Origin of the sequence: Nitrospira sp. NS4 (genome assembly GCF_049546785.1) — a bacterium.
Classification (GTDB): Bacteria; Nitrospirota; Nitrospiria; order Nitrospirales; family Nitrospiraceae; genus Nitrospira_D.
The window spans coordinates 19,384-38,069 of sequence record NZ_JBMWAN010000001.1 but is presented as its reverse complement, the minus strand read 5'-3'; the positions used below and the strand labels follow the sequence as shown (position 1 = coordinate 38,069).

Below are 18,686 nucleotides of genomic sequence, written 5' to 3'. Positions count from 1 at the left end.
AAATACACTCAGTGCGGATGGGGTCACGGGTATGGCGCAGGGGCAAGACCTCATCGATTTGGGCGGAAACAACCAGCGGGAGACGAGCGATGAATGACAATGACATGTCAGGGGAGTGCGCTCCTTTGTGGGTTCGTGTCGGTTCTTTTCGGTTGGTGAACCCCGCAAGTCAGTTCTCTGTCTGTGCCCGCGAACTACGGTCCTGCACCTGGCGGCTGTGGCCTCACAGCCTCGGTTCCCGCAGGTGCGCAGTTATGTACGTATTAATGGGGGGCTCATACACAACAGTTCATTCCGGAACGCATTCGTCGCTCCGTTGCGCTGGGAAAGTATCCGCAATTCATTGTCATTCAGAGACATCTACCTAAGCCGTGCACCGGCATTGATATTGCTCATCGGGTAAATCGAATCGCAAGGAGGAAGGGCCGATGCCTGCTGCTCCGCAAACGCGGTTCGAGTAACAACTGTCACACAACGATGAGGTATCTATGCGTAACGCTCATCAAGATGTTCTAGCCCGACGAAGTCAGAAGTATGCGCGCTCTCTCCGATCCTGGTATGGCATTGGCCTGACATTGGCGATCGGTATCTGGGCATCCCCTGAAGCGTGGGCGGTGGACGTGAGTCCAACGGCTGTGTCGTTTTATGCGATTGAGGGCGCCCCCAGTCCTTCCAGCCAGGCAGTCTCTGTGTCGAAAGCGAATAAGCGCGAAGCCAGTTTGAGTGTCACGGACAACGCGGCGTGGCTCACGGTCTCCCCTGCGACAGCAACCATCACCAGCACCACTCAGGTCGCAGTGGCCGCAAATACCAGCGGGTTGAGGGCGGGGAGCTATGCCGCCACGGTCACGATCAAACTGTCTAAAGGGGGGAATACGGTGGTTCCCGTGTCGCTCACGGTGCTCCCGGCGACGACTCTGGACACGACCTCGACGACGAGTGCAACGACGACTTCGACGACGGATTCAACTGCCAGTTCAACCACGACTTCGACGACGACTTCGACATCGGATTCAAGTGCCAGTTCAACCACGACATCGACGACGACAACCTCGGTGAGCAGCACCAAGTCGGTGTCGGTCGCCTGGGACCCCGTTACCAGCACCGGTCTGGCCGGATATAAGGTCTATATGGGGACGGCTTCGGGAAACTATGGAACGCCCATTGACGTGGGGAACGTTACGTCTTCTTTGGTGGACAGTCTGTTAGTCGGGACGACCTATTACTTTGTCGTGACTGCCTATAACAGCAGTGGCCTCGAGAGCCCTCCCTCCACTGAGGTGAGCAAGACTATAAATTGATGGGGGGCTGTCCCGCATCCAGCGGGAGGGAAGTAACGTTCAGCTCGATACTAGAGGGTGCAACAGGTGCAGGCCTGCTGGTTGTACCAGCAGGCCTGTTCTTTTTGTCTGAACAGTAAGAGGCCTCACCGCTCTCCTGCACTCGCCGGTATATCCACCCGGAGCCTTGGTCAGTCCAGAAATTCCGGCCGGGTTTCCCGGCCGACCATCGGCAGGCCTGATGGTGGTCGAAACTACCATCAATATCTGTTCAGAAGGATCCATAGGGGCTTCCCTCGTTCGCTCTCTTTCGGAGGTGTGTTCGTGATTGGGAAGGCGAGTGGGGCGAGAACAGATGATTGCTAAAGCGGTTCTCGCGTATGGCGAGAGGTTGGGTCTACGAAAATTGACGGGAAGTAGCCAGCGAGAGATGAGCGAGGGAGAGGTGAACCAGAGGAGTTCTTTTCGTTCTTGATTACGTCCGGAGTGTTTCGTTGGCTGAATCAGGAGAAACCGGGTCTCCACCGGTTTCTCTAAACCGCTGGCTCCTGGCCAGCAGGCGATCGCCTGCTGGCCAGGAAGCCAGCGGTCTATGGGGCCAAGCTCAAGTTGAAGTTCTGTACTGTCCCCGTTGCAAGGTTTGGCACCGATCCAGTGATATAGCCGGTGGACGAAGCTTGAACTGTATAAGTATTTGCAGCTCCGGTCTGTAAAGTAAACACAATCGGCAATGGCGTCACGTAGGGACCAGCCGATGGCGCCTCTGTGGGCAACAAAGTCAAGGTGTACTCGTAGTCGCCGAGGTCCGGCGTGGCTGTTCGCACTGTCGCCACTCGCGATTTGACCGTCACAGTTCGCCCACCGCTCAACACTTGTTTCCCTGCAATAATGACCGATTCTTCATCCGTTCCCGACTGCAAGGTCACAAGACCACCAATGTCTCCGGTCGAGGAGGAAGCCAACGTGATAGGCGGAGCTGGTGGGGCATCGGTGCTTACCCACGTGATGCTGGTAGTGTCGTTGACTGGCACCCCTGTGATAACCCTGGTCCCACGGTTATCTGCTGTGATGACCACATCGAACGTTCCAGGAACCAGGCGTGCGAGGAGAAACCGTCCGGTCACTGGATCAGGCACCGTCGATCGAACAACCACCCCATCCACCTGCGCAGATACAGCCACATGGTTACTATTGACCTGATTGGGGAATACCGACGGACTAATATAACCTGCGATGCCGTTCAGGACATAGGGGATGACTTTGATCACCGGTTTAAGCGCGTACGTCCCATTCCCACGCTGGACAATGGAATGGCAGGCATCGAAGTCCAGCAACAGATCGACCCGTTGTCCGGAAGGCACGTCGAACTCATTGACCAGTTTGATCCCTGACTGGACAGCGCTCGGAGTATCAAGCTCTTGTTCCTGGGGCTGTCCCTCCAAGACAATCGAGTTGTTAAATGGCTGGTTGTTCCCTCTGTTTGGAACGAGCACCAGCCGCACTTGCGTATAGTGGCCTGCCGGAAGCGAAGTTTCTCCCAGGGAATAAAGCGCCAGATTCGGCTGGGTAGGGTCATTCAGATCGAGCAAATTGATCTTTTGGGGAGAGGAGAGGACAATCTCGCTCCAACCGGCGGCGTTGTCGTCCGCGGTTTGGCTTCGATGCACCCGCACTTTACTGACGGTGACATAAACTGCCTGATAGCCGCAGGCCGGCGCATCGGTGAGCGAAACAGCCAGTGTGCCCGGTGCCGAAGTACCGGTGGCGGCACCGCCACCCCCGTCACCGCCGCTGCATCCCGTAACAAGAACCGCCAGGAGGAGACCCATCAGGCAAGTGAGCTTTTTGACGTGGCCAGTAGGTTTGTTCATCATGTGCCACCCTCCTTTCGATTAAAGACGAGACCGAACCGGAAAAAAGATCTTGAGTCAACATAGCCTTAAATGAGCAAAATGATTGATGGATCAAGCGAAATTCATGCCATGGAGTACTTTTCAAATCGATTGCTGTTCCTTCCACGTCAACTGCAATCAATTGTTGCAAAATCCTCAAAAAACACCTGTCCTCATCGTATAAGAGATAGCCATCGCATTAGTTCACATTTCTCACTGTGTGTCGATTTTTCGCAATCCCGCTTTAGGTGGTGCCGCCCTGTAGGCTTTTTCATGCAGGCTCAAAATCATAACATGAGCCGAAATCCCAATAGCGTACCTGTGCAATTTGGGAAATGATCGAGCCGGAAACCATGGGCGATTGATTGGGCTGCTTAGCGGCTATTTGAGGCATCGTCAGATCCATCCTCCGGGGCTTCCAGCTTGTCCGAGGACGCTGGTCGCTCGCTGGGGCACCTGCTTGGACGAATGTTTGTCCGGATTCAATTTCGTGCATGGGAGCCAGTTCGGACATGCCTTCGGGCTTGAGAGTCACGAGTATGGCAGCGTCAGCATTCGAATGCGGCCAAGTTTGCCGGAAAGCCGGATCCGTGTCTGTGATACCTGAGGCATCCTGCCGGAAAGGGCCTCTCAAGCCTCTCTTCCTGTCCGCATGTTTTCCTCTTCTCAGACTCGTGCTGATAACGTAGAATAGCCCGGTTTTGTGTCCCGGTGTCTCTAACCTGCAAGTGCATACAAGGATGGCGGTGAAGGATGAGTCATGAGTATGTATAGTCAATCGTGCGAGACCATCGATCAGCATGTGGGAGCAAAGGCCATCTCATGGAAGGGCGCGATTCCCTTCCTGAGCGTCCATCTGATGTGTCTGTGGGCCTTTCAGACCGGGATCAGCTGGGAGTTGGTGGCATTAGCGGTCGGGAGCTATTACCTGCGGATGTTTGCCATCACGGCAGGGTACCACCGCTACTTTTCACACCGCTCCTATAAGACCAGCCGGGTCTTTCAGTTTCTCCTGGCGGTGCTCGCCATGACGTCCGCCCAGAAGGGCGTCTTATGGTGGGCCTCACACCATCGGCATCACCACAGGCACTCAGACCGGGAAGAAGACCGCCATTCCCCGGTGCAGCGGGGGTTCTGGTACTCCCATGTCGGATGGCTCTTGTCCGACGAGTATGTGCGGACCGAGTTCGCCCTGGTGAGGGACTTGGAGAAATATCCTGAACTGCGCGTCCTGAACCGGTTTCACTACATTCCGCCGTTCCTGTACGCGCTCCTGATATTCATGTTGTGGGGATTTCCCGGACTCATCTGGGGATTCTTCATTTCCACCAGCGTGCTCTATCACTGTACCTTCTTCATCAATTCTCTGACCCACATCATGGGCCGCGTGCGATACAACTCCCGCGACGGAAGCCGGAACAGCTTCATCCTGGCGGTGCTCTGTTGCGGAGAGGGCTGGCACAATAACCACCATTACTACCAGTCGTCCGTCAATCAAGGGTGGCGCTGGTGGGAGGTGGACTTGTCCTATTATGTTCTGACCGTGCTTTCCTGGCTCGGGATCGTGTGGGATCTGAGAACCCCTCCGGCCCACATTAAGGCGAAAGTGCTGGTTCCCGGACACACCGTCAACTTGTCGTGAGACACAGCCGGGCGGTTGCAGGGACGCTGTGTCGGCCATTGCGGCTCGGGCTGCCGGCACGGCACTCTCTTGTGATATGGACGGAACCTCTGTCGAGGCGGTGAGGGGAAAATGAGCATCGAGATGACTTCCCAGCAAACTGTTCAGGAATTGCTCGAGAGAGCCCGGGTGCATATCAACGGGTCTCAATCAGGGGACATCCTTGTACACAACGCGCAATTTTACGATCGGGTCCTGGCTGAGGGGTCGCTCGGGCTCGGCGAGTCCTATATGGATGGCTGGTGGGATGCCAATCAGCTGGACGACTTCTTTTTCAGGATTCATACGGTCGAACTCGACAAAGCGGTGCGGGATAAGGGGCTCATCTGGAATGCGTTCAAGGCGCGCCTGTTCAATATGCAGACGCAGAGCCGCTCAAAACGCGTGGCGCAACTCCACTATGACCTGAACAACGAGTTTTACGAACAGATGCTCGGTCCCCACATGCAATATACCTGCGCCTATTGGAAGCGGGCAAAGACTCTGGCGGAGGCGCAGGAGCAGAAGCTGGATTTGATCTGCCGGAAACTGCAACTCCAGAAAGGCGAACGCGTGCTGGAGCTGGGGTGCGGGTGGGGAGGATTTGCTCATTTCGCTGCCGCCAACTACGGGTGTTCGGTGGTCGCCCACAACATTTCCGAGCGGCAGGTGGCCTACGCGCGTCGCTGGTGTGCCGGACTGCCCGTCGAAATCCGGCTTCAGGATTATCGTGAAGCGACCGGGGAGTTCGACAAGGTTGCCGCCATCGGCATTTGTGAGCACGTGGGGTTCAAGAACTACCGTACGCTCATGGAAGTGGCGCACCGCTCGCTCAAGCCGCATGGGCTGTTCTTGCTTCACAGTATCGGGAACAATGCCTCGGTGACCACCGGCGATCCCTGGTTTGATAAGTACATCTTCCCCGGCGGCATGCTGCCGTCAGTCGCGCAATTGAGCGCGGCGATGGACGGGCTCTTTGTGATGGAAGACTGGCATAATTTCGGGACCGACTATGACCGCACGCTCCTCGCGTGGCAGGAGAATGTCGACCGGCATCGGGCCCAATGGGACAAGACCTTCGACGAGCGTTTCTTCCGCATGTGGCGCTACTATCTGCTGTCTCTCGCGGGGGCCTTCCGCGCCAGAACCATCCATCTCTGGCAGATCGTCATGTCGAAGCATGGCCTGTTGGGCGGCTATGAAGCGGTACGCTGACGGCCATGATTTCCCCTGAAGACTATGCCCGTAAGAGGGCCGCGTTGGTCGCTGCCCTTCGTGCGTCGGGCACGGCCGGATCGCTGGCCCTTGAAAAAACGACGTCAAATCTCTTCCGTCAGCGGGTTCAGGAGCAGCGGCACAGGCTGGATGTCCGCCACTTCAACCATGTCATCCGCGTTGACCAGAACGAACGGTATGCCGAAGTCGAAGGGATGACGACCTACGAAGAGCTGGTTCGTGAAACGCTGTCGTTCCAGCTGATGCCCTGCGTGGTCCCTCAACTGAAGTCGATCACCATCGGCGGGGCGTTGGCGGGAGTGGGTATCGAGTCGTCCTCATTCAAGTACGGCTTCGTCCATGAGACGATCCTGGAAATTGAGATCCTCCTGCCTGACGGCACAGTCGTCGCAGCCACCAAAGACAACGAGCACAAAGATCTGTTCTTCGGCTTTGCGAATTCCTACGGCACGTTGGGCTATGCGCTCAAAGTCAAAGTTGCGCTCATCCCCGTCGGGAAATTTGTCCGCCTCCGGCACGAGCGGTATTCGGATCTGGAGACCTATTTTCATGCGCTGGGGCGCGTCTGCCGGGACCGGCAGGTGGAGTTCGTCGATGGCACGATGTTCGACGACCGGGAACTCTATATCACGACCGGCGAATGGGTCGATCAGGCCGAATGGCTCAGCGATTACACCTATCAGCACATCTATTATCGGTCGATCCGGCAGAAGACGGTCGACTACCTCACGGCGCACGACTATCTCTGGCGATGGGACACTGATTGGTTCTGGTGCTCGAAACATTTCTTCGTCCAGCATCCGCTCGTGCGATGGCTGTGGGGCAGGAAGCGGCTGTGCTCCACCGTGTATTGGCAACTGCGCAGCAAGTTCAATCGTTCGCCTACCGCGCAGCGGGTGGCCAGGGCGCTGGCCGGCCGGCAGGAGGCCGTGATTCAGGATGTCGAAATCCCGCTTGAGCATGCGGCGGAGTTTGCCAGGTTCTTCAATCGGGAGATCGGGATCACACCTGTGTGGATCTGTCCGGTCGCGTCCTATGATCCATCGGCCTCATATCCCTTGTACCCGATGACCCCAGGGACGCTCTATGTCAACTTTGGATTCTGGGACGCCGTCAAAACCGATCATGAGGACGGGTATTTCAACAAGAAAGTCGAAGCCAAAGTGAAGGAGTTGCACGGGAAGAAATCTCTCTATTCGGAGGCGTTCTACTCACGCGAAGAATTCTGGCAGTTATACAACGAACCAGCCTACCGCGCCCTCAAAACGCGATACGATCAGACGGCCAAGCTGAAAGACTTGTACGAAAAATGCGTCCTCAAGCAGTGATGCCCCCGGTCCTTCTGTTCTTGAACCTCCGCCGGTCGCGCCAGACATGTCCGCCACGAGTACACTGGATGGCCTGAGAATGCTCTCAGGCCCCGACTCTGGAAAAATCAATGTATCCGCGTTCGACGTTCGTGCTGATAAGTTCCACGTTCACCGTGTCCCCAACGTCAAGACCTCGTGTAATCCCGCCTAGTTTGCCTTCAACCGGCGGATCGAGGAGCCGCACCCACGTTCCTTTGTCCGAGGCGCCGGTCACGATTGCGTCGAATCGCTGCCCGATCCGTGATTCGAGCAGCAGGGCGGCGGCGGATTTTCGGAGCTGCCGCTCGACTCGTTCCGCATCGTCTTCTTTCTCGGTACAGTGGCCGGCCAGATACTTCAGTTCGTCGGGACGATACGGGGTGGACGTGCCGGCCAGCGCCGCTTTGACCAGTCGTTGGGTGATGAGATCGGGAAAGCGCCGATTGGGAGCCGTCGAGTGGGTATACCCCTTCACGGCCAGCCCGAAATGTTCGGGCGCGCGGTCCTTCGATTGATCCAGCACATATTCGCCCCGGCCGATGAGCTTCACAATCGCCAAGGACAGATCCGGAAATCTGACCGGGTCGGCCTGCCGCCGCTTCACGAGGAAGGTTTCGAGCGCCCGCGCGTCGGGCTCTCCCGGCAAGGGCTCGCCCCAGCGCGCCGCCACCTCGACAATCCGCTGCCAACGTTCGGGTGATCGGAGGATGCGACGAAAGGAAGGCACACCCTTTCCCTTGAGATAGGAGGCGGTGGCCTGATTGGCCGCGATCATAAAATCTTCGATCAGTTCTTTCGCGCGATTCTTCTGGTCGACCCTGACCGCGGTCAGCACCTCTCCATCAAAGACGGCGCGCGGCTCGAGGGTTTCGAGACTCAGGGCACCCTGCTGGTGTCGTCTCGCCTTGAGCCGTTGTGCGACCTGGTCCTGGAGGCGGAGTTGAGCCTCGAGACCGGAGACGGCCGAGATCCGTTCCGGCGCGGGTCCCGTTCCCGAGAGCCATGCTGCGACGCTGTTATAGGCCAGCTTTGCGTGGTTAAGCACCAGCGCCCGAAAGAGGGCGGATCTCAGCACCGCGCCATCTTCCGCAATCACCATCTCCACGACAACGGCGAGGCGGTCCTGCCCTTCCCCCAGTGACGTCAGGTCAGTTGAGAGCTGTTCCGGCAGCATAGGGAACAGCTCGCCGGCCGTATAGACCGACGTCGTATTGTGCCGGGCATGTGCGTCCAGCGCGGAATCTTTTGTGACCAGCGCGTCCACGTCGGCAATCGCAACCAGGATTTTCACGGACCGGTCCGGCTGCAGCTCGGCGACGGTGAGTTGGTCGAGGTCGCGCGAATCGTCGTTGTCGATCGAGGCCCAGAGCAGGCTTGTCAGGTCACGCAGGGGCGACTGCTGGTCCGTGGCGGCGCGTTGAATGTGAGCGAGTTCAGCCATCGCCGCAGCCGAAAAGTCCGGCAAGAGTCCGCGTTCGACCATGGCGCGACGGGCGATGCCTTTGAGATCTGAGCGATGACTGGTCATAGGTTCCTCAGTTTGGAATGAGACCGCAGCGGATCGTGGGTATGAGCGTACCGTATGAGGGCATAGCTACAGCACGAACGAGGAGCCGCTGGTCTATAGCTGATGGTACGAGCATATGGGGATCGGCTGGTTGGTCTTTGATGATCCACACGTGCTGGTCACGACAAGCAGGCCAACAAGGAAACGAGATGGATCACAGTCCCTCTATCATCATTCGCCAAACCGGCGAATAAACCAAGCCTTCACCACCTGTGTCAGTATCGCATAGCCGAGCAGCATGAGGGCCAGAAACAGCCAGTACTGCGGAGGGAGCGGGACAAACCCGAGCGTGTTTGCCAAGGGCGACACCGTCAGCCAGGCGCCGACCGCGACAATGATCATGGAAGTGGCGATGAGCGGCCAACTAGCCCGGCTTTGGATGAACGGGATCTTGTTGGTTCGAATGACATGGATGATCAACGTCTGGGTGAAGAGCGACTCCACAAACCAGCCCGTGTGGAAGAGCGCCGGATTGTCCCAGCAGTTGAACACGTACAGCAGCAAGAAGAACGTCAGGTAATCGAAGATCGAGCTGATTGGCCCGATACACAGAATAAAACGCAAGATCTTATCGATCGTCCACTGGCGCGGCTTGGTCAGCCATTCCGCATCCACCTCGTCGGTGGGGATAGTGGTCTGCGAGAAGTCGTACAGGAGGTTGTTGACCAGCACCTGGATCGGCAGCATGGGGAGGAACGGCAGGAACGCGCTGGCCCCCACGACACTGAACATGTTGCCGAAGTTCGAACTGGCCGCCATTTTGATGTATTTGATGATGTTCCCGAACACCCGCCGGCCTTCCAGCACGCCCTGCTCCAGCACCAGCAGGCTGTTTTTCAGCAGGATGATATCGGATGACTCTTTGGCGATGTCCACGGCGCTGTCCACCGAGATGCCCACATCGGCGGCCTTCAAGGCCGGGGCGTCGTTGATGCCGTCGCCGAGGAACCCCAAGACGTGGCCCTTGCTCTGGAGCGCACGGATGATGCGCTCCTTGTGAGCCGGGACCAGCCTGGCAAAGACGCTGGTGGCGCCGGCGGCTTCGGCCAGTTCCGATTCTGTCATCGTCTCGATCTGAGAGCCGAGCAGGAGATGTTCCACCGGCATGCCGACTTCCTTGCAGATGTGGGCGGTGATGATCTCGTTGTCGCCGGTTAGGACCTTGACGTCCACGTTCAAGCTGTGGAGCCGCTTTAACGCCTCTGTCGCGGTGTCCTTGGGCGGATCGAGGAAGGCGAGGAAACCCAGTAGGATCAGGTCGGATTCATCCTTGACCGAATAGACTGGTTCATCCGGGGCATTCGGCATGGTCTTATACGCCAGGGCGATGACCCGGAACCCCTGACCGTTCAGGTCGTCTGCAATCTGCCGGCGTTTCGCATCGTGCTCGGGCAGTACTTCAATGATCTCCCCTTGGACTTCCACTCGGGTGCAGAGTCCGAGCACTTCATCTACCGCGCCCTTGCAGATCAGCGTGTTCAACCCGGTTGTATCTTCCACCACCACTGACATTCGGCGCCGCACGAAGTCGAACGGGATCTCATCGATCTTGCGGTAGTGCTCTTTGGCTTTCAGGCGTTCCTCGAGCTCCTCATGGGCGAGGATCGCCTCATCGAGGAGGTTCTTCAGCCCGGTATGGTTGTAGCTGTTGAGGTAGCCGTAATGCAGCACTTTTTCGCTGGGATCGCCGTGCGCGTCTAGGTGCTTTTCGAGCACGATCTTGCCCTGGGTGAGGGTGCCGGTCTTGTCGGTGCACAGCACGTCCATCGCTCCGAAGTTCTGAATGGCGTTCAGGCGTTTGACGATCACTTTCTTGCGGGCCATGGCGAGAGCCCCTTTGGACAGGTTTACGGTCACGATCATCGGCAGCATCTCGGGGGTCAGCCCGACGGCCACGGCCATGGCAAACAGGAACGCGTCCAGCCAGTTGTGTTTGCTCAGTCCGTTGATGAGGAACACAGCCGGAACCATCACGGCGATAAAGTAGATCATCAGCCAGGTGAACTTGTTGATGCCCTTGTCGAAGCTGGTTAACTGGCGCCCTCCGACAATACTGGCGGCCAGCGAGCCAAAGTAGGTCCGGTCCCCGGTATGGACGACCACGGCGGTCGCGGCTCCGCTCTCCACGTTGGAGCCCAAGAAGCAGATGTTGGGAAGGTCCAGCGGGTTCTGAACGTCTGCCGATGCCGGGGGGGCCTTTTTTTCCACAGGCAGGGCTTCGCCGGTGAGGGCCGCTTGATTCACGAACAGGTCTTTGGCGGACAGCACCCGCACATCAGCCGGCACCATATCGCCGGCGGCTAGCCGGATGATATCGCCAGGCACGACCATCTTGAGCGAGACTTCTTCCTCCTTGTCGGCGCGCACGACTGTCGCGGTGTTGCTGACCATCGCTTGAAGCTTCTCGGCTGCATGATCGGCTCGCATTTCCTGGAAGAAGCGTAATACCACGCCCAGTACCACCATCACGAAAATGACCACCGTGGCCCGCAGGTCTCCAGTGAGAAAGGACAGCACGCCCAGGGCCAGGAGCAGAAGGACCAAGGGATTTGTGATGTTCCTGAAGAGTCTCATGAAGGCCGATTGAGACTGCTCTCTCGCGATCTCGTTTCTTCCGAACTGCTTCACGCGAGAAGCGGCGTCTGCTGTGCTCAATCCGCTGAGTTGGGAGGCAAGTCCCTTGAGGACGGTATCGGTGTCGGCATACGCCGCTTCCAAGAGTTGCGCGGAATCATGCGCCCCTGTTCCGCCGGAGACAGGATCGGGGGACTGAGCCGTACCCAGGGTTTTCTGGGAGATGGTCATTCGGCCTCTACCGAGTGAGAAGAAACGGCGACGGTGTACGCTCGAAGAAGCAATCTGGTCTATGCCGTTGTTGTCTATTGAACGACGACTGCGGTGTTCTGGGAACCTCGTGCGAGGTCGGGGCGGCGTAGGAATCTCACGCCGCAACCCCAAACAGCGCGCCCACCCCGGCGGTCAGGGCCATGGCGAGGGCACCCCAGAAAGTCACCCGTGCGGCAGCAGTCAGCACAGGTGCGCCGCCGGTACGCGCAGCTATGGCGCCGAGGAGCGCGAGAAAGACGAGCGAGCTGCCGGAAACAGCCCACATAAGGGCAGATACCGGCACCACCAGGACGATCAACAGCGGCAGGACTGCGCCAACTGAAAAGGTGACGGCCGATGCCAATGCGGCTTGAACCGGTCGCGCGGTGGACGTCTCGGATATTCCCAGCTCCTCACGCCCATGTGCGCCGAGGGCATCATGTGCCATCAACTGTGTGGCGACATCGGAGGCGAGTCCTGCATCGAGCCCGCGTCCAACATAGATGTCGGTCAATTCTGTATGCTCTTGCCTGGGGTGAGCCGCTAATTCTTTCCGCTCACGATCCAGATCGGCGCGCTCCGTGTCGGATTGCGAACTCACCGACACATACTCGCCGGCCGCCATCGACATCGCACCGGCCACCAGACCGGCCACGCCTGCGATCAGAATACTCTTTGCGTTCGCGCCAGCGGCTGCCACGCCTAAGATGAGGCTCGCGGTGGACACAATTCCGTCGTTGGCCCCAAGCACCGCCGCACGGAGCCATCCGATGCGGTCTGTTCTGTGGCGTTCCGTATGTCTCATCATGTCCGTTCCGTCTGAGCGATGTCCAAATCGCCGCCTTCCCATTCTGTCTCTTCCGGACAAGTCTACTGCAACCATGCCTCTTTATTCAGTACCTCAATGTTCCGTCTCCTCCTGCGGTTGTGGATTGACTGGTCATGACCAGGGGTGTCCAGTCCTTGGTGGCGTGATGGGGAGGAGAGCCGCCCTGCCATCCGCCACTTCATGTTGCTGAAGCGGCCAGGCTTCGCTATGATCCTTTACACATGCCACATCAACCAGAGCGTCAGACGGTCTCTCAGACCAATCGGTTTGCGCAGGTCGCATTGATGGTCGGGACGCTGGCCCTGGCGGCGCTGCTCTTCAGTCCGTTTTTCTCTCCCATCCTCTGGGCCGTGGTTCTGGTGTATGCGCTGTATCCACTGTATGGCCGAGTCCTCCGCGCCACCGGCGGACGGGAGGCGCTGAGCGCGGTGCTCATGTGCACGGTCACCACCATCGGACTCCTGCTCCCGCTGTTCTATCTGACGCTCCTCGTCGCGCAGGATCTCGCAGGGATGGTTTCCTCCCTGGTGACCTATCTGCAGCAGGGCGAACGGTCCGTAGGGGAGGGCTGGCGGCGGTACCCGGTGATTGCGGGGTTCGTCGCGCAATTTCAGAACCTTGAACGGTTGACGGGGAGCGATCTGCGATCGGGCCTGGTGACGGGAGTGGCCGATCTCGGGAAACTCTTGATTGAGCAATCGACCAACGTGGTCACGAATCTGGTGCAGAGGGGGATCGAGTTCGGAATCGTGCTCTTGTCCGCGTTTTACTTTTTTCGGGACGGGAAACACATCGTCGATTGGACGCAGGAGACTCTTCCGATCACGCCGGAGCGCCGCCTCTTGGTCCTGACACGATTTGACGAGGTGGTCAAAGGGGCCGTGTACGGCAATACGATCGTCGCCTTGCTGGAAGGGTTCATCGGCTGGCTGGCGTTTTGGTCGGTGGGATTACCGTCCCCGATCCTGTGGGGCGCCGTCATGGCCATCACAGCGTATATTCCGTTCGTGGGCGCCGCGCTGGTCTGGTTTCCCGCAGCGATCTATCTGGCGATCCAAGGGGCGTATATGCAGTCGGGAGCGCTCGTCGCGGCGGGGATTGTGTTGTCCGTGGTGATCGACGAACTGGTGCGAAACATGATCGTCGGGAAAGCGTCGAAATTGCACTCGTTGATCATGTTTTTCAGCGTGCTCGGGGGGCTTCGGTTCTTCGGCCTGGTCGGTATCGTGGCCGGTCCATTGGTGGTTGCGATGGCCGTGACGTTTCTGGAGGCATACCGGAATGACCAGGTCGCACCGGTTCAGACCGAGATGGAAAGGCCTGGAGAGAAGAGTTGATGCGTAGAGAACCTGCCGAGTAGCGAATGACGCGTCACGCAGGACAGAACGGGGAGGTCAGCTTGCCACGCGCCGCGACATTGATCCCCACCACCAGTTCGGTCCTCAGGGGCCTTACACGCGCCGACCTTGAATGACACGAATCAGAATGACCACGATCGCGAGTACCAAGAGGGTATGAATGAATCCGCCCATGGTGTACGAACTAACGAGACCCAGAAGCCAGAGGACAATCAAGACGATCGCAATAGTCTCGAGCATGGTGCGCCTCCTTTCGCCGTTACCTGGTCAATCGTAAATCTAGCGGCTCACTCCCGCCTCACTTATCGATCTGCTGCGGCCAGTCTATTCCAAAGCCTGGAGATGAATCTATCTATCCAGAGGCGATGGGGGGCGTGAGGGCCGTGCTGTATGACATGTGACGCGTCTCGCGCAAGCCCGGACCGCCGCGAGCCGGCGGTCCGTTCCTGGCGCGGTATTCTCCTCTTGTGCTATACAACAACTTGTTCGTTTCCCAAGACCGGTTGTACGGAGAGTGATGCCGACTTCGATTGAATTATTGTTCATCCTTTTTTCCGCCCTGGTCATTCTCAGCATTCTCACGATCAAGCTCTCGATCCGGTTCGGGATTCCCTCTCTGGTGCTGTTCATCGCCATCGGCATGCTGGCGGGGTCCGATGGTCCGGGGGGAATCTATTTTGACAATCCGGCTCTCGTGCAGAGCCTGGGTGTCATCGCGCTTGTCTTGATTCTGTTTGCAGGCGGACTGGATACGGAGTGGGAGGGCGTGCGGCCCGTGCTGTGGAACGGACTGGCGTTGTCCACCATCGGGGTCGTGGTCACCGCCGTTCTGGTCGGGCTGTTCGTGTCATGGCTACAGGGATTTTCGTTTCTGGAGGGGCTGCTGCTCGGCGCCATCGTCTCGTCCACCGATGCTGCCGCCGTCTTCATGGTTTTGCGAGCGCGGAACGCCCGGCTTCCTCGGTCACTCACCCAACTGCTCGAATTGGAATCCGGCAGCAACGATCCGATGGCGGTGGTGCTGACGGTCGCCCTCATCCAACTGCTGACCAATCCCGCCACCTCGTTCTGGGATCTCGCCGGATTCTTTCTGATGCAGATGACGGTTGGAGCAGTGCTCGGGATTGTGATGGGAGAGATCATGCGGCGGACGCTGAACGCTCTCAAGCTGGAATTGGAGGGGATCTATCCGGTGTTGTCGGTTGCCTTTGCGCTGCTGACCTACGGTCTCACGGCTGAATTGCAGGGCAGCGGGTTTCTGGCCGTCTACCTGGCGGGCCTCGTCATGCGGCGAAGGCCGTTCACGCATCAGCAGAACCTTTTGCAGTTTCACGATGGGCTGGCCTGGCTGATGCAGATTACGATGTTCTTGATCCTGGGATTGCAGGTCTTTCCGGCTCGCCTGGCCCCCATCGCCGGGGTTGGCCTGCTCACTGCGCTTTTTCTCATCCTCATCGCGCGCCCGATCAGCGTGTACGCAGCGCTCGCCTTGTCCCGCATGTCATGGCGAGAGCAAACCCTGGTGGCTTGGGTGGGACTGCGCGGAGCTGTGCCGATTGTCCTGGCCACCTTTCCGGTATTGGCCGGGGTCAAGCAGGCCGACACGATTTTCCATCTCGTATTTTTCATTGCGTTGACGTCCGTGCTGCTGCAGGGACCGCCGATTCCGTTGATCACCAGGATGTTAAAGCTCGATGTCTTGCCGGAGAAAGGCAGGGTCTGATTCAGTGCTCGATCCCCGGTGGACACTCACGAGATTGCTGTCATGACCACATTGGTGCCAGGTCCGGCGTGATCCGATTGCGAACCTTGTTCGAACTGACTACGATGGACGGGGCGTCGTTACCGGATGTGGCGGAGATTGACGCATCGAATTCTTGTGAGTTCGCATGTTGGCGGCAGGATTGCGAATTTTCTGTGTAGCGACGCAGAGAAGGGGGATAGCGATGCGTAGCCATGTGTGGGCGTGCTGTCTGGGGGGTATCTTGTCGGCCGGGGTCGGACTCGAGGGGGTGTCGTTCGCAGCCGAACCGGGAGCGGGGACGAGCACGACGTCATTCACCGAGCTGACGCAGATCAAGAAATTCGTGTCGGTTGAGGTGCAGACGCTGGGGACCGCTGAAAAGTTGAGACTCAAGGGCGATGAGCTGACGGATGCGATACGAGCGGCCTTTCTCAAGAATTTTCCCGGCATCGCACTCGAAATGTCCGGTGGTCCCGCTCCCGAAGGGACAGAACGATTGCGCGAAGTCGGGTTTTTCACCTGCGAAGTATGGACTGTCGGCGAAGCCTATACCGTGGCCTATCATCTGGACTGCAACGCAGGATCCTATGTGATGCCTCGAACCCCCGGTACGCTCTGGAACCGCGCCATTCTCGGATACGGACCGAAAGACGACATCTCCGAGACGATCCAGAAGGGCTTGCACAGCATGATCGAACAGTTCGCGACGACGTTTTTCACAATGCGAGGCGGGAATCTGCCTCAGTAGCGTAGGGCGGAGCTGAAGGGTGCGCGGTACGACCCGACCCCCCTTGTCAGACTCCCAGGGGACAGACCATGCCGGGATCCGGGGGGGCCGTGATTCTCCATCAACCAATCCGGTGCTCGTGATCTTTCCCGCCGGCTGACGCTTTTATTGTTCTGTGAGTCTCCTGTTTCAACTGAACGGGGAGCCGCCGCAGCCGTAAGGTGAGCAGATCAGGAGAATGGATGAGTGCAGGTCAGGCGATGATTCTTCCCGAGTCTCCCCATCGCCGCGCTGCGCAAGCCATCAGCGGCGGAAGCTGAAGAGGCCCGTTCGCATCGGGCAGTGGACGAGCCGTCTATGTCAAAGGAACGACGGCAGACCTGATGCCCCTGTGCGCGCCGCGAAGGTCTGATCGAACGATCTGCCGCTCGATCTCCATCCGGGGGCCCGGTCATTTCCGCACTGTGCGGATTGAGCGGAAACACTCGCTGAAATGAGGGGGCAGACTTCGTTTTTGCACAGGAGAAAAGAATCGGCGCGAGGCCCGTACGTGAGAATAACTCCACGAACCCTGCCATCCTTCCCCTCCTACGGGGCATAAGGTTTGCTGTGTTATGTAAAGGGGAGATCGATAGCCGGTTTGCAACCGGCGAGTGAGCCGGTAGGAGCGGGTGCGGGTTATGCCGTGGGGAGGGGGAAGAATGAAACTCAACGTGATGTTGCTGATCGTCACGATAATCCTGTTACCCTCGTGGAGCGACGCCCGTTGCCGGACCGTGGGTGAGAGTGCCAGTCTGGGTAGCGAATATGGCACCTTTCCGCTCTATCCGGCGGAGCGCATAGTCGAGGCTGGTCAGCAGCGCGAGAGTGTTGCGTTGCAATGGGTCGGTTACGGCATCGGAGTGCCGCTCTTTGTCGTGGCGATGCCGGTTGCCATGGTCGGGGCAGTTGCCGGCGCCGCGCTGCATCCGTGGACGAAGTGCACAGAGATGGAAGGACGATTACCGATGACGGAGGCCCAGCACGCACAGGCTCAGCGGCCAGCGCCTCAGGAGTAGCCCGGCCACTTGATCTCTTCTGTCGGTGACGTCGGACCGGTCTGATGAGCAGCATTCCCTCGCCGCCCTGCTGGAACTCGTATGAGAGACACTTGATCTCAATCCTGTTGCCGTTGCGTGCGAGGCTCTGGGCGACAATATTCACATGAGGCACAGGGGCCCCTTCCAGCGTCACCAAGGGAAAGATTCGCACTTCGCGAGCAACGCGCAACAATTCCTGCAGCGCCTGCAGGTGAAACTCAGCGGGCAAGTGGGCACTGCACAAGAATAGGAAATGCGAGGATGCCGCGAGGTCGAATTGCCTCTATGTAAACGGCCGCGAGGGTAACTGTCCCGCGATGTAGCGGCCCTGTTTCTTGCCGGCCGGTCCCCGGTGAAGGCGATGTGTCTTTATCGGTCCTGAGGCGAGGAGGGGAGGACTGTGTGCGGGGAGGCCAGGCGAGTTTATAGAGCCGGTTTTGGCAAGCGCTCAGCCGGCCCATGAACCTCTTCCTGGTAGCGGGGCAAGCGAAACAAGAAGCAGGCCCCCTTCCCCAAGACGCTTTCACACCAGATCATGCCCCCCACCCGTTCGATCAACTCCTTGGCCACCGCCAATCCGTACCCTGTGGAAAGCTCGCCGCCTGTGGGCTTGGGGGTGAGTCGCGCTCCGGGCCGGAACAGTTTGGCCTGATCTTCTTCGCTCAGGCCCGGGCCTTCATCGCGGACACCGCAGACTACCCCGTCCCGATCGGTGGATACCTGGACCCGGATTTGTGTTCCGGGTGGCGAGTATTTCACCGCGTTCGAGATCAGGTTATCCAACACCGCGGCGGTCGCCACCCGGTCCGTCCACGCCGGGGGAACATCGACGGCGGACTCGGAGAGAAAGCGAATCTGTTTCCGGGCCGCAATGCGCTCATAATACGCGCAGAAGCGTTTCACCATGACCGGCAGATCGACCTGTTCAAACCGCAGCTTCGCGTCCCGATCCGTCGAGGCATGCATCAGTTGGCTCACGGTGTGCGTCATTAAGTTGGTGGCCTGCTGCAGCGCCTCAAGCCCGATGTGAACTTGCGGGTCGGGATGGTTCGCCAGCGACAGCGAGAGAAGTTCGACTGTTCCGCCTGTCACGGTGAGAAAGTTGTTGAGCGCGTGAGCCGCAAAGAAGACGGAACTCT

Annotated in this window: 15 protein-coding genes and 1 pseudogene; 9 read left to right on the top strand and 7 right to left on the bottom strand. The window is 58.5% G+C overall.

Annotated elements, in window-relative coordinates; translation table 11 throughout:
* Positions 1 to 488: 488 nt before the first annotated feature.
* Positions 489 to 809 (top strand): annotated as a pseudogene (locus tag ACO9S2_RS00170) (hypothetical protein); the annotation flags it as partial.
* Positions 810 to 832: 23 nt separating this feature from the next.
* On the opposite strand, the gene ACO9S2_RS00165 reads toward ACO9S2_RS00170, so the two are convergent.
* Positions 833 to 1,066: a hypothetical protein gene (locus ACO9S2_RS00165; protein WP_423720710.1), complete on the bottom strand. Its 234-nt coding sequence runs from the start codon at positions 1,064 to 1,066 to the stop codon at positions 833 to 835.
* Between ACO9S2_RS00165 and ACO9S2_RS00160 the strand changes: the two genes are divergently transcribed.
* Positions 1,056 to 1,301: a fibronectin type III domain-containing protein gene (locus ACO9S2_RS00160; protein ID WP_423720709.1), complete on the top strand. Its 246-nt coding sequence runs from the start codon at positions 1,056 to 1,058 to the stop codon at positions 1,299 to 1,301. The genes ACO9S2_RS00165 and ACO9S2_RS00160 overlap by 11 nt on opposite strands.
* Positions 1,302 to 1,870: 569 nt before the next feature.
* Here the strand turns inward: ACO9S2_RS00160 and ACO9S2_RS00155 are convergent.
* Positions 1,871 to 3,154, bottom strand: coding sequence for a DUF4382 domain-containing protein (locus ACO9S2_RS00155; protein ID WP_423719734.1), 1,284 nt, complete (start codon positions 3,152 to 3,154; stop codon positions 1,871 to 1,873).
* A 778-nt stretch (positions 3,155 to 3,932) separates the two neighbouring features.
* On the opposite strand from ACO9S2_RS00155, the gene ACO9S2_RS00150 reads away from it, so the two are divergent.
* The 3 genes from ACO9S2_RS00150 (at position 3,933) to ACO9S2_RS00140 (ending at position 7,396) form a co-directional block, all read left to right on the top strand.
* Positions 3,933 to 4,814 carry an acyl-CoA desaturase gene (locus ACO9S2_RS00150; protein ID WP_423719733.1) on the top strand — a complete coding sequence of 294 codons (882 nt, stop codon included), beginning with the start codon at positions 3,933 to 3,935 and terminating at the stop codon, positions 4,812 to 4,814.
* A 123-nt stretch (positions 4,815 to 4,937) separates the two neighbouring features.
* On the top strand, positions 4,938 to 6,047 hold the full coding sequence (gene cfa, locus ACO9S2_RS00145; RefSeq protein ID WP_423719732.1) for a cyclopropane fatty acyl phospholipid synthase: 1,110 nt from the start codon (positions 4,938 to 4,940) through the stop codon (positions 6,045 to 6,047).
* Between the two features lie 5 nt (positions 6,048 to 6,052).
* Entirely contained in the window at positions 6,053 to 7,396 is a 1,344-nt protein-coding gene (locus ACO9S2_RS00140; protein ID WP_423719731.1) for an FAD-binding oxidoreductase, read from the top strand.
* Positions 7,397 to 7,481: 85 nt separating this feature from the next.
* Here the strand turns inward: ACO9S2_RS00140 and ACO9S2_RS00135 are convergent, their stop codons facing one another.
* The 3 genes from ACO9S2_RS00135 to ACO9S2_RS00125 all read right to left on the bottom strand — a co-directional run bounded on the left by ACO9S2_RS00135 (position 7,482) and on the right by ACO9S2_RS00125 (position 12,615).
* Positions 7,482 to 8,945 (bottom strand): RNB domain-containing ribonuclease, encoded by a 1,464-nt coding sequence (locus tag ACO9S2_RS00135; protein WP_423719730.1) that lies wholly within the window; start codon positions 8,943 to 8,945, stop codon positions 7,482 to 7,484.
* 210 nt (positions 8,946 to 9,155) lie between these two features.
* The gene (gene mgtA, locus ACO9S2_RS00130; RefSeq protein ID WP_423719729.1) at positions 9,156 to 11,789 is read right to left on the bottom strand and encodes a magnesium-translocating P-type ATPase; all 2,634 of its coding nucleotides are present in this window, start codon (positions 11,787 to 11,789) and stop codon (positions 9,156 to 9,158) included.
* Positions 11,790 to 11,925: 136 nt separating this feature from the next.
* Positions 11,926 to 12,615, bottom strand: coding sequence for a VIT1/CCC1 transporter family protein (locus ACO9S2_RS00125; RefSeq protein WP_423720684.1), 690 nt, complete (start codon positions 12,613 to 12,615; stop codon positions 11,926 to 11,928).
* Between the two features lie 245 nt (positions 12,616 to 12,860).
* On the opposite strand from ACO9S2_RS00125, the gene ACO9S2_RS00120 reads away from it, so the two are divergent.
* The gene (locus tag ACO9S2_RS00120; RefSeq protein ID WP_423719728.1) at positions 12,861 to 13,976 is read left to right on the top strand and encodes an AI-2E family transporter; all 1,116 of its coding nucleotides are present in this window, start codon (positions 12,861 to 12,863) and stop codon (positions 13,974 to 13,976) included.
* 114 nt (positions 13,977 to 14,090) lie between these two features.
* On the opposite strand, the gene ACO9S2_RS00115 is transcribed toward ACO9S2_RS00120, so the two are convergent.
* On the bottom strand, positions 14,091 to 14,237 hold the full coding sequence (locus ACO9S2_RS00115) for a lmo0937 family membrane protein (protein ID WP_423719727.1): 147 nt from the start codon (positions 14,235 to 14,237) through the stop codon (positions 14,091 to 14,093).
* Positions 14,238 to 14,514: 277 nt separating this feature from the next.
* On the opposite strand from ACO9S2_RS00115, the gene ACO9S2_RS00110 reads away from it, so the two are divergent.
* From ACO9S2_RS00110 to ACO9S2_RS00100, 3 genes are all read left to right on the top strand, one after another.
* The gene (locus ACO9S2_RS00110; RefSeq protein ID WP_423719726.1) at positions 14,515 to 15,720 is read left to right on the top strand and encodes a potassium/proton antiporter; all 1,206 of its coding nucleotides are present in this window, start codon (positions 14,515 to 14,517) and stop codon (positions 15,718 to 15,720) included.
* Between the two features lie 223 nt (positions 15,721 to 15,943).
* Positions 15,944 to 16,489: a hypothetical protein gene (locus tag ACO9S2_RS00105; RefSeq protein ID WP_423719725.1), complete on the top strand. Its 546-nt coding sequence runs from the start codon at positions 15,944 to 15,946 to the stop codon at positions 16,487 to 16,489.
* A 680-nt stretch (positions 16,490 to 17,169) separates the two neighbouring features.
* Positions 17,170 to 17,526 (top strand): hypothetical protein, encoded by a 357-nt coding sequence (locus ACO9S2_RS00100; protein ID WP_423719724.1) that lies wholly within the window; start codon positions 17,170 to 17,172, stop codon positions 17,524 to 17,526.
* 444 nt (positions 17,527 to 17,970) lie between these two features.
* On the opposite strand, the gene ACO9S2_RS00095 is transcribed toward ACO9S2_RS00100, so the two are convergent.
* Positions 17,971 to 18,453: a sensor histidine kinase gene (locus tag ACO9S2_RS00095; protein ID WP_423720683.1), complete on the bottom strand. Its 483-nt coding sequence runs from the start codon at positions 18,451 to 18,453 to the stop codon at positions 17,971 to 17,973.
* Positions 18,454 to 18,686 lie beyond the last annotated feature (233 nt).

What these genes read in the sequence shown, in the direction of transcription:
- ACO9S2_RS00125 (WP_423720684.1), bottom strand. Translation starts at nt 12,615, where the DNA reads ATGAGACATACGGAACGCCACAGAACAGACCGCATCGGATGGCTCCGT.
- ACO9S2_RS00105 (WP_423719725.1), top strand. Translation starts at nt 15,944, where the DNA reads ATGCGTAGCCATGTGTGGGCGTGCTGTCTGGGGGGTATCTTGTCGGCC.
- ACO9S2_RS00150 (WP_423719733.1), top strand. Translation starts at nt 3,933, where the DNA reads ATGAGTATGTATAGTCAATCGTGCGAGACCATCGATCAGCATGTGGGA.
- ACO9S2_RS00140 (WP_423719731.1), top strand. Translation starts at nt 6,053, where the DNA reads ATGATTTCCCCTGAAGACTATGCCCGTAAGAGGGCCGCGTTGGTCGCT.
- ACO9S2_RS00095 (WP_423720683.1), bottom strand. Translation starts at nt 18,453, where the DNA reads ATGGTGAAACGCTTCTGCGCGTATTATGAGCGCATTGCGGCCCGGAAA.
- cfa (WP_423719732.1), top strand. Translation starts at nt 4,938, where the DNA reads ATGACTTCCCAGCAAACTGTTCAGGAATTGCTCGAGAGAGCCCGGGTG.
- ACO9S2_RS00135 (WP_423719730.1), bottom strand. Translation starts at nt 8,945, where the DNA reads ATGACCAGTCATCGCTCAGATCTCAAAGGCATCGCCCGTCGCGCCATG.
- ACO9S2_RS00155 (WP_423719734.1), bottom strand. Translation starts at nt 3,154, where the DNA reads ATGATGAACAAACCTACTGGCCACGTCAAAAAGCTCACTTGCCTGATG.
- ACO9S2_RS00100 (WP_423719724.1), top strand. Translation starts at nt 17,170, where the DNA reads ATGAAACTCAACGTGATGTTGCTGATCGTCACGATAATCCTGTTACCC.
- mgtA (WP_423719729.1), bottom strand. Translation starts at nt 11,789, where the DNA reads ATGACCATCTCCCAGAAAACCCTGGGTACGGCTCAGTCCCCCGATCCT.
- ACO9S2_RS00115 (WP_423719727.1), bottom strand. Translation starts at nt 14,237, where the DNA reads ATGCTCGAGACTATTGCGATCGTCTTGATTGTCCTCTGGCTTCTGGGT.
- ACO9S2_RS00110 (WP_423719726.1), top strand. Translation starts at nt 14,515, where the DNA reads ATGCCGACTTCGATTGAATTATTGTTCATCCTTTTTTCCGCCCTGGTC.
- ACO9S2_RS00120 (WP_423719728.1), top strand. Translation starts at nt 12,861, where the DNA reads ATGCCACATCAACCAGAGCGTCAGACGGTCTCTCAGACCAATCGGTTT.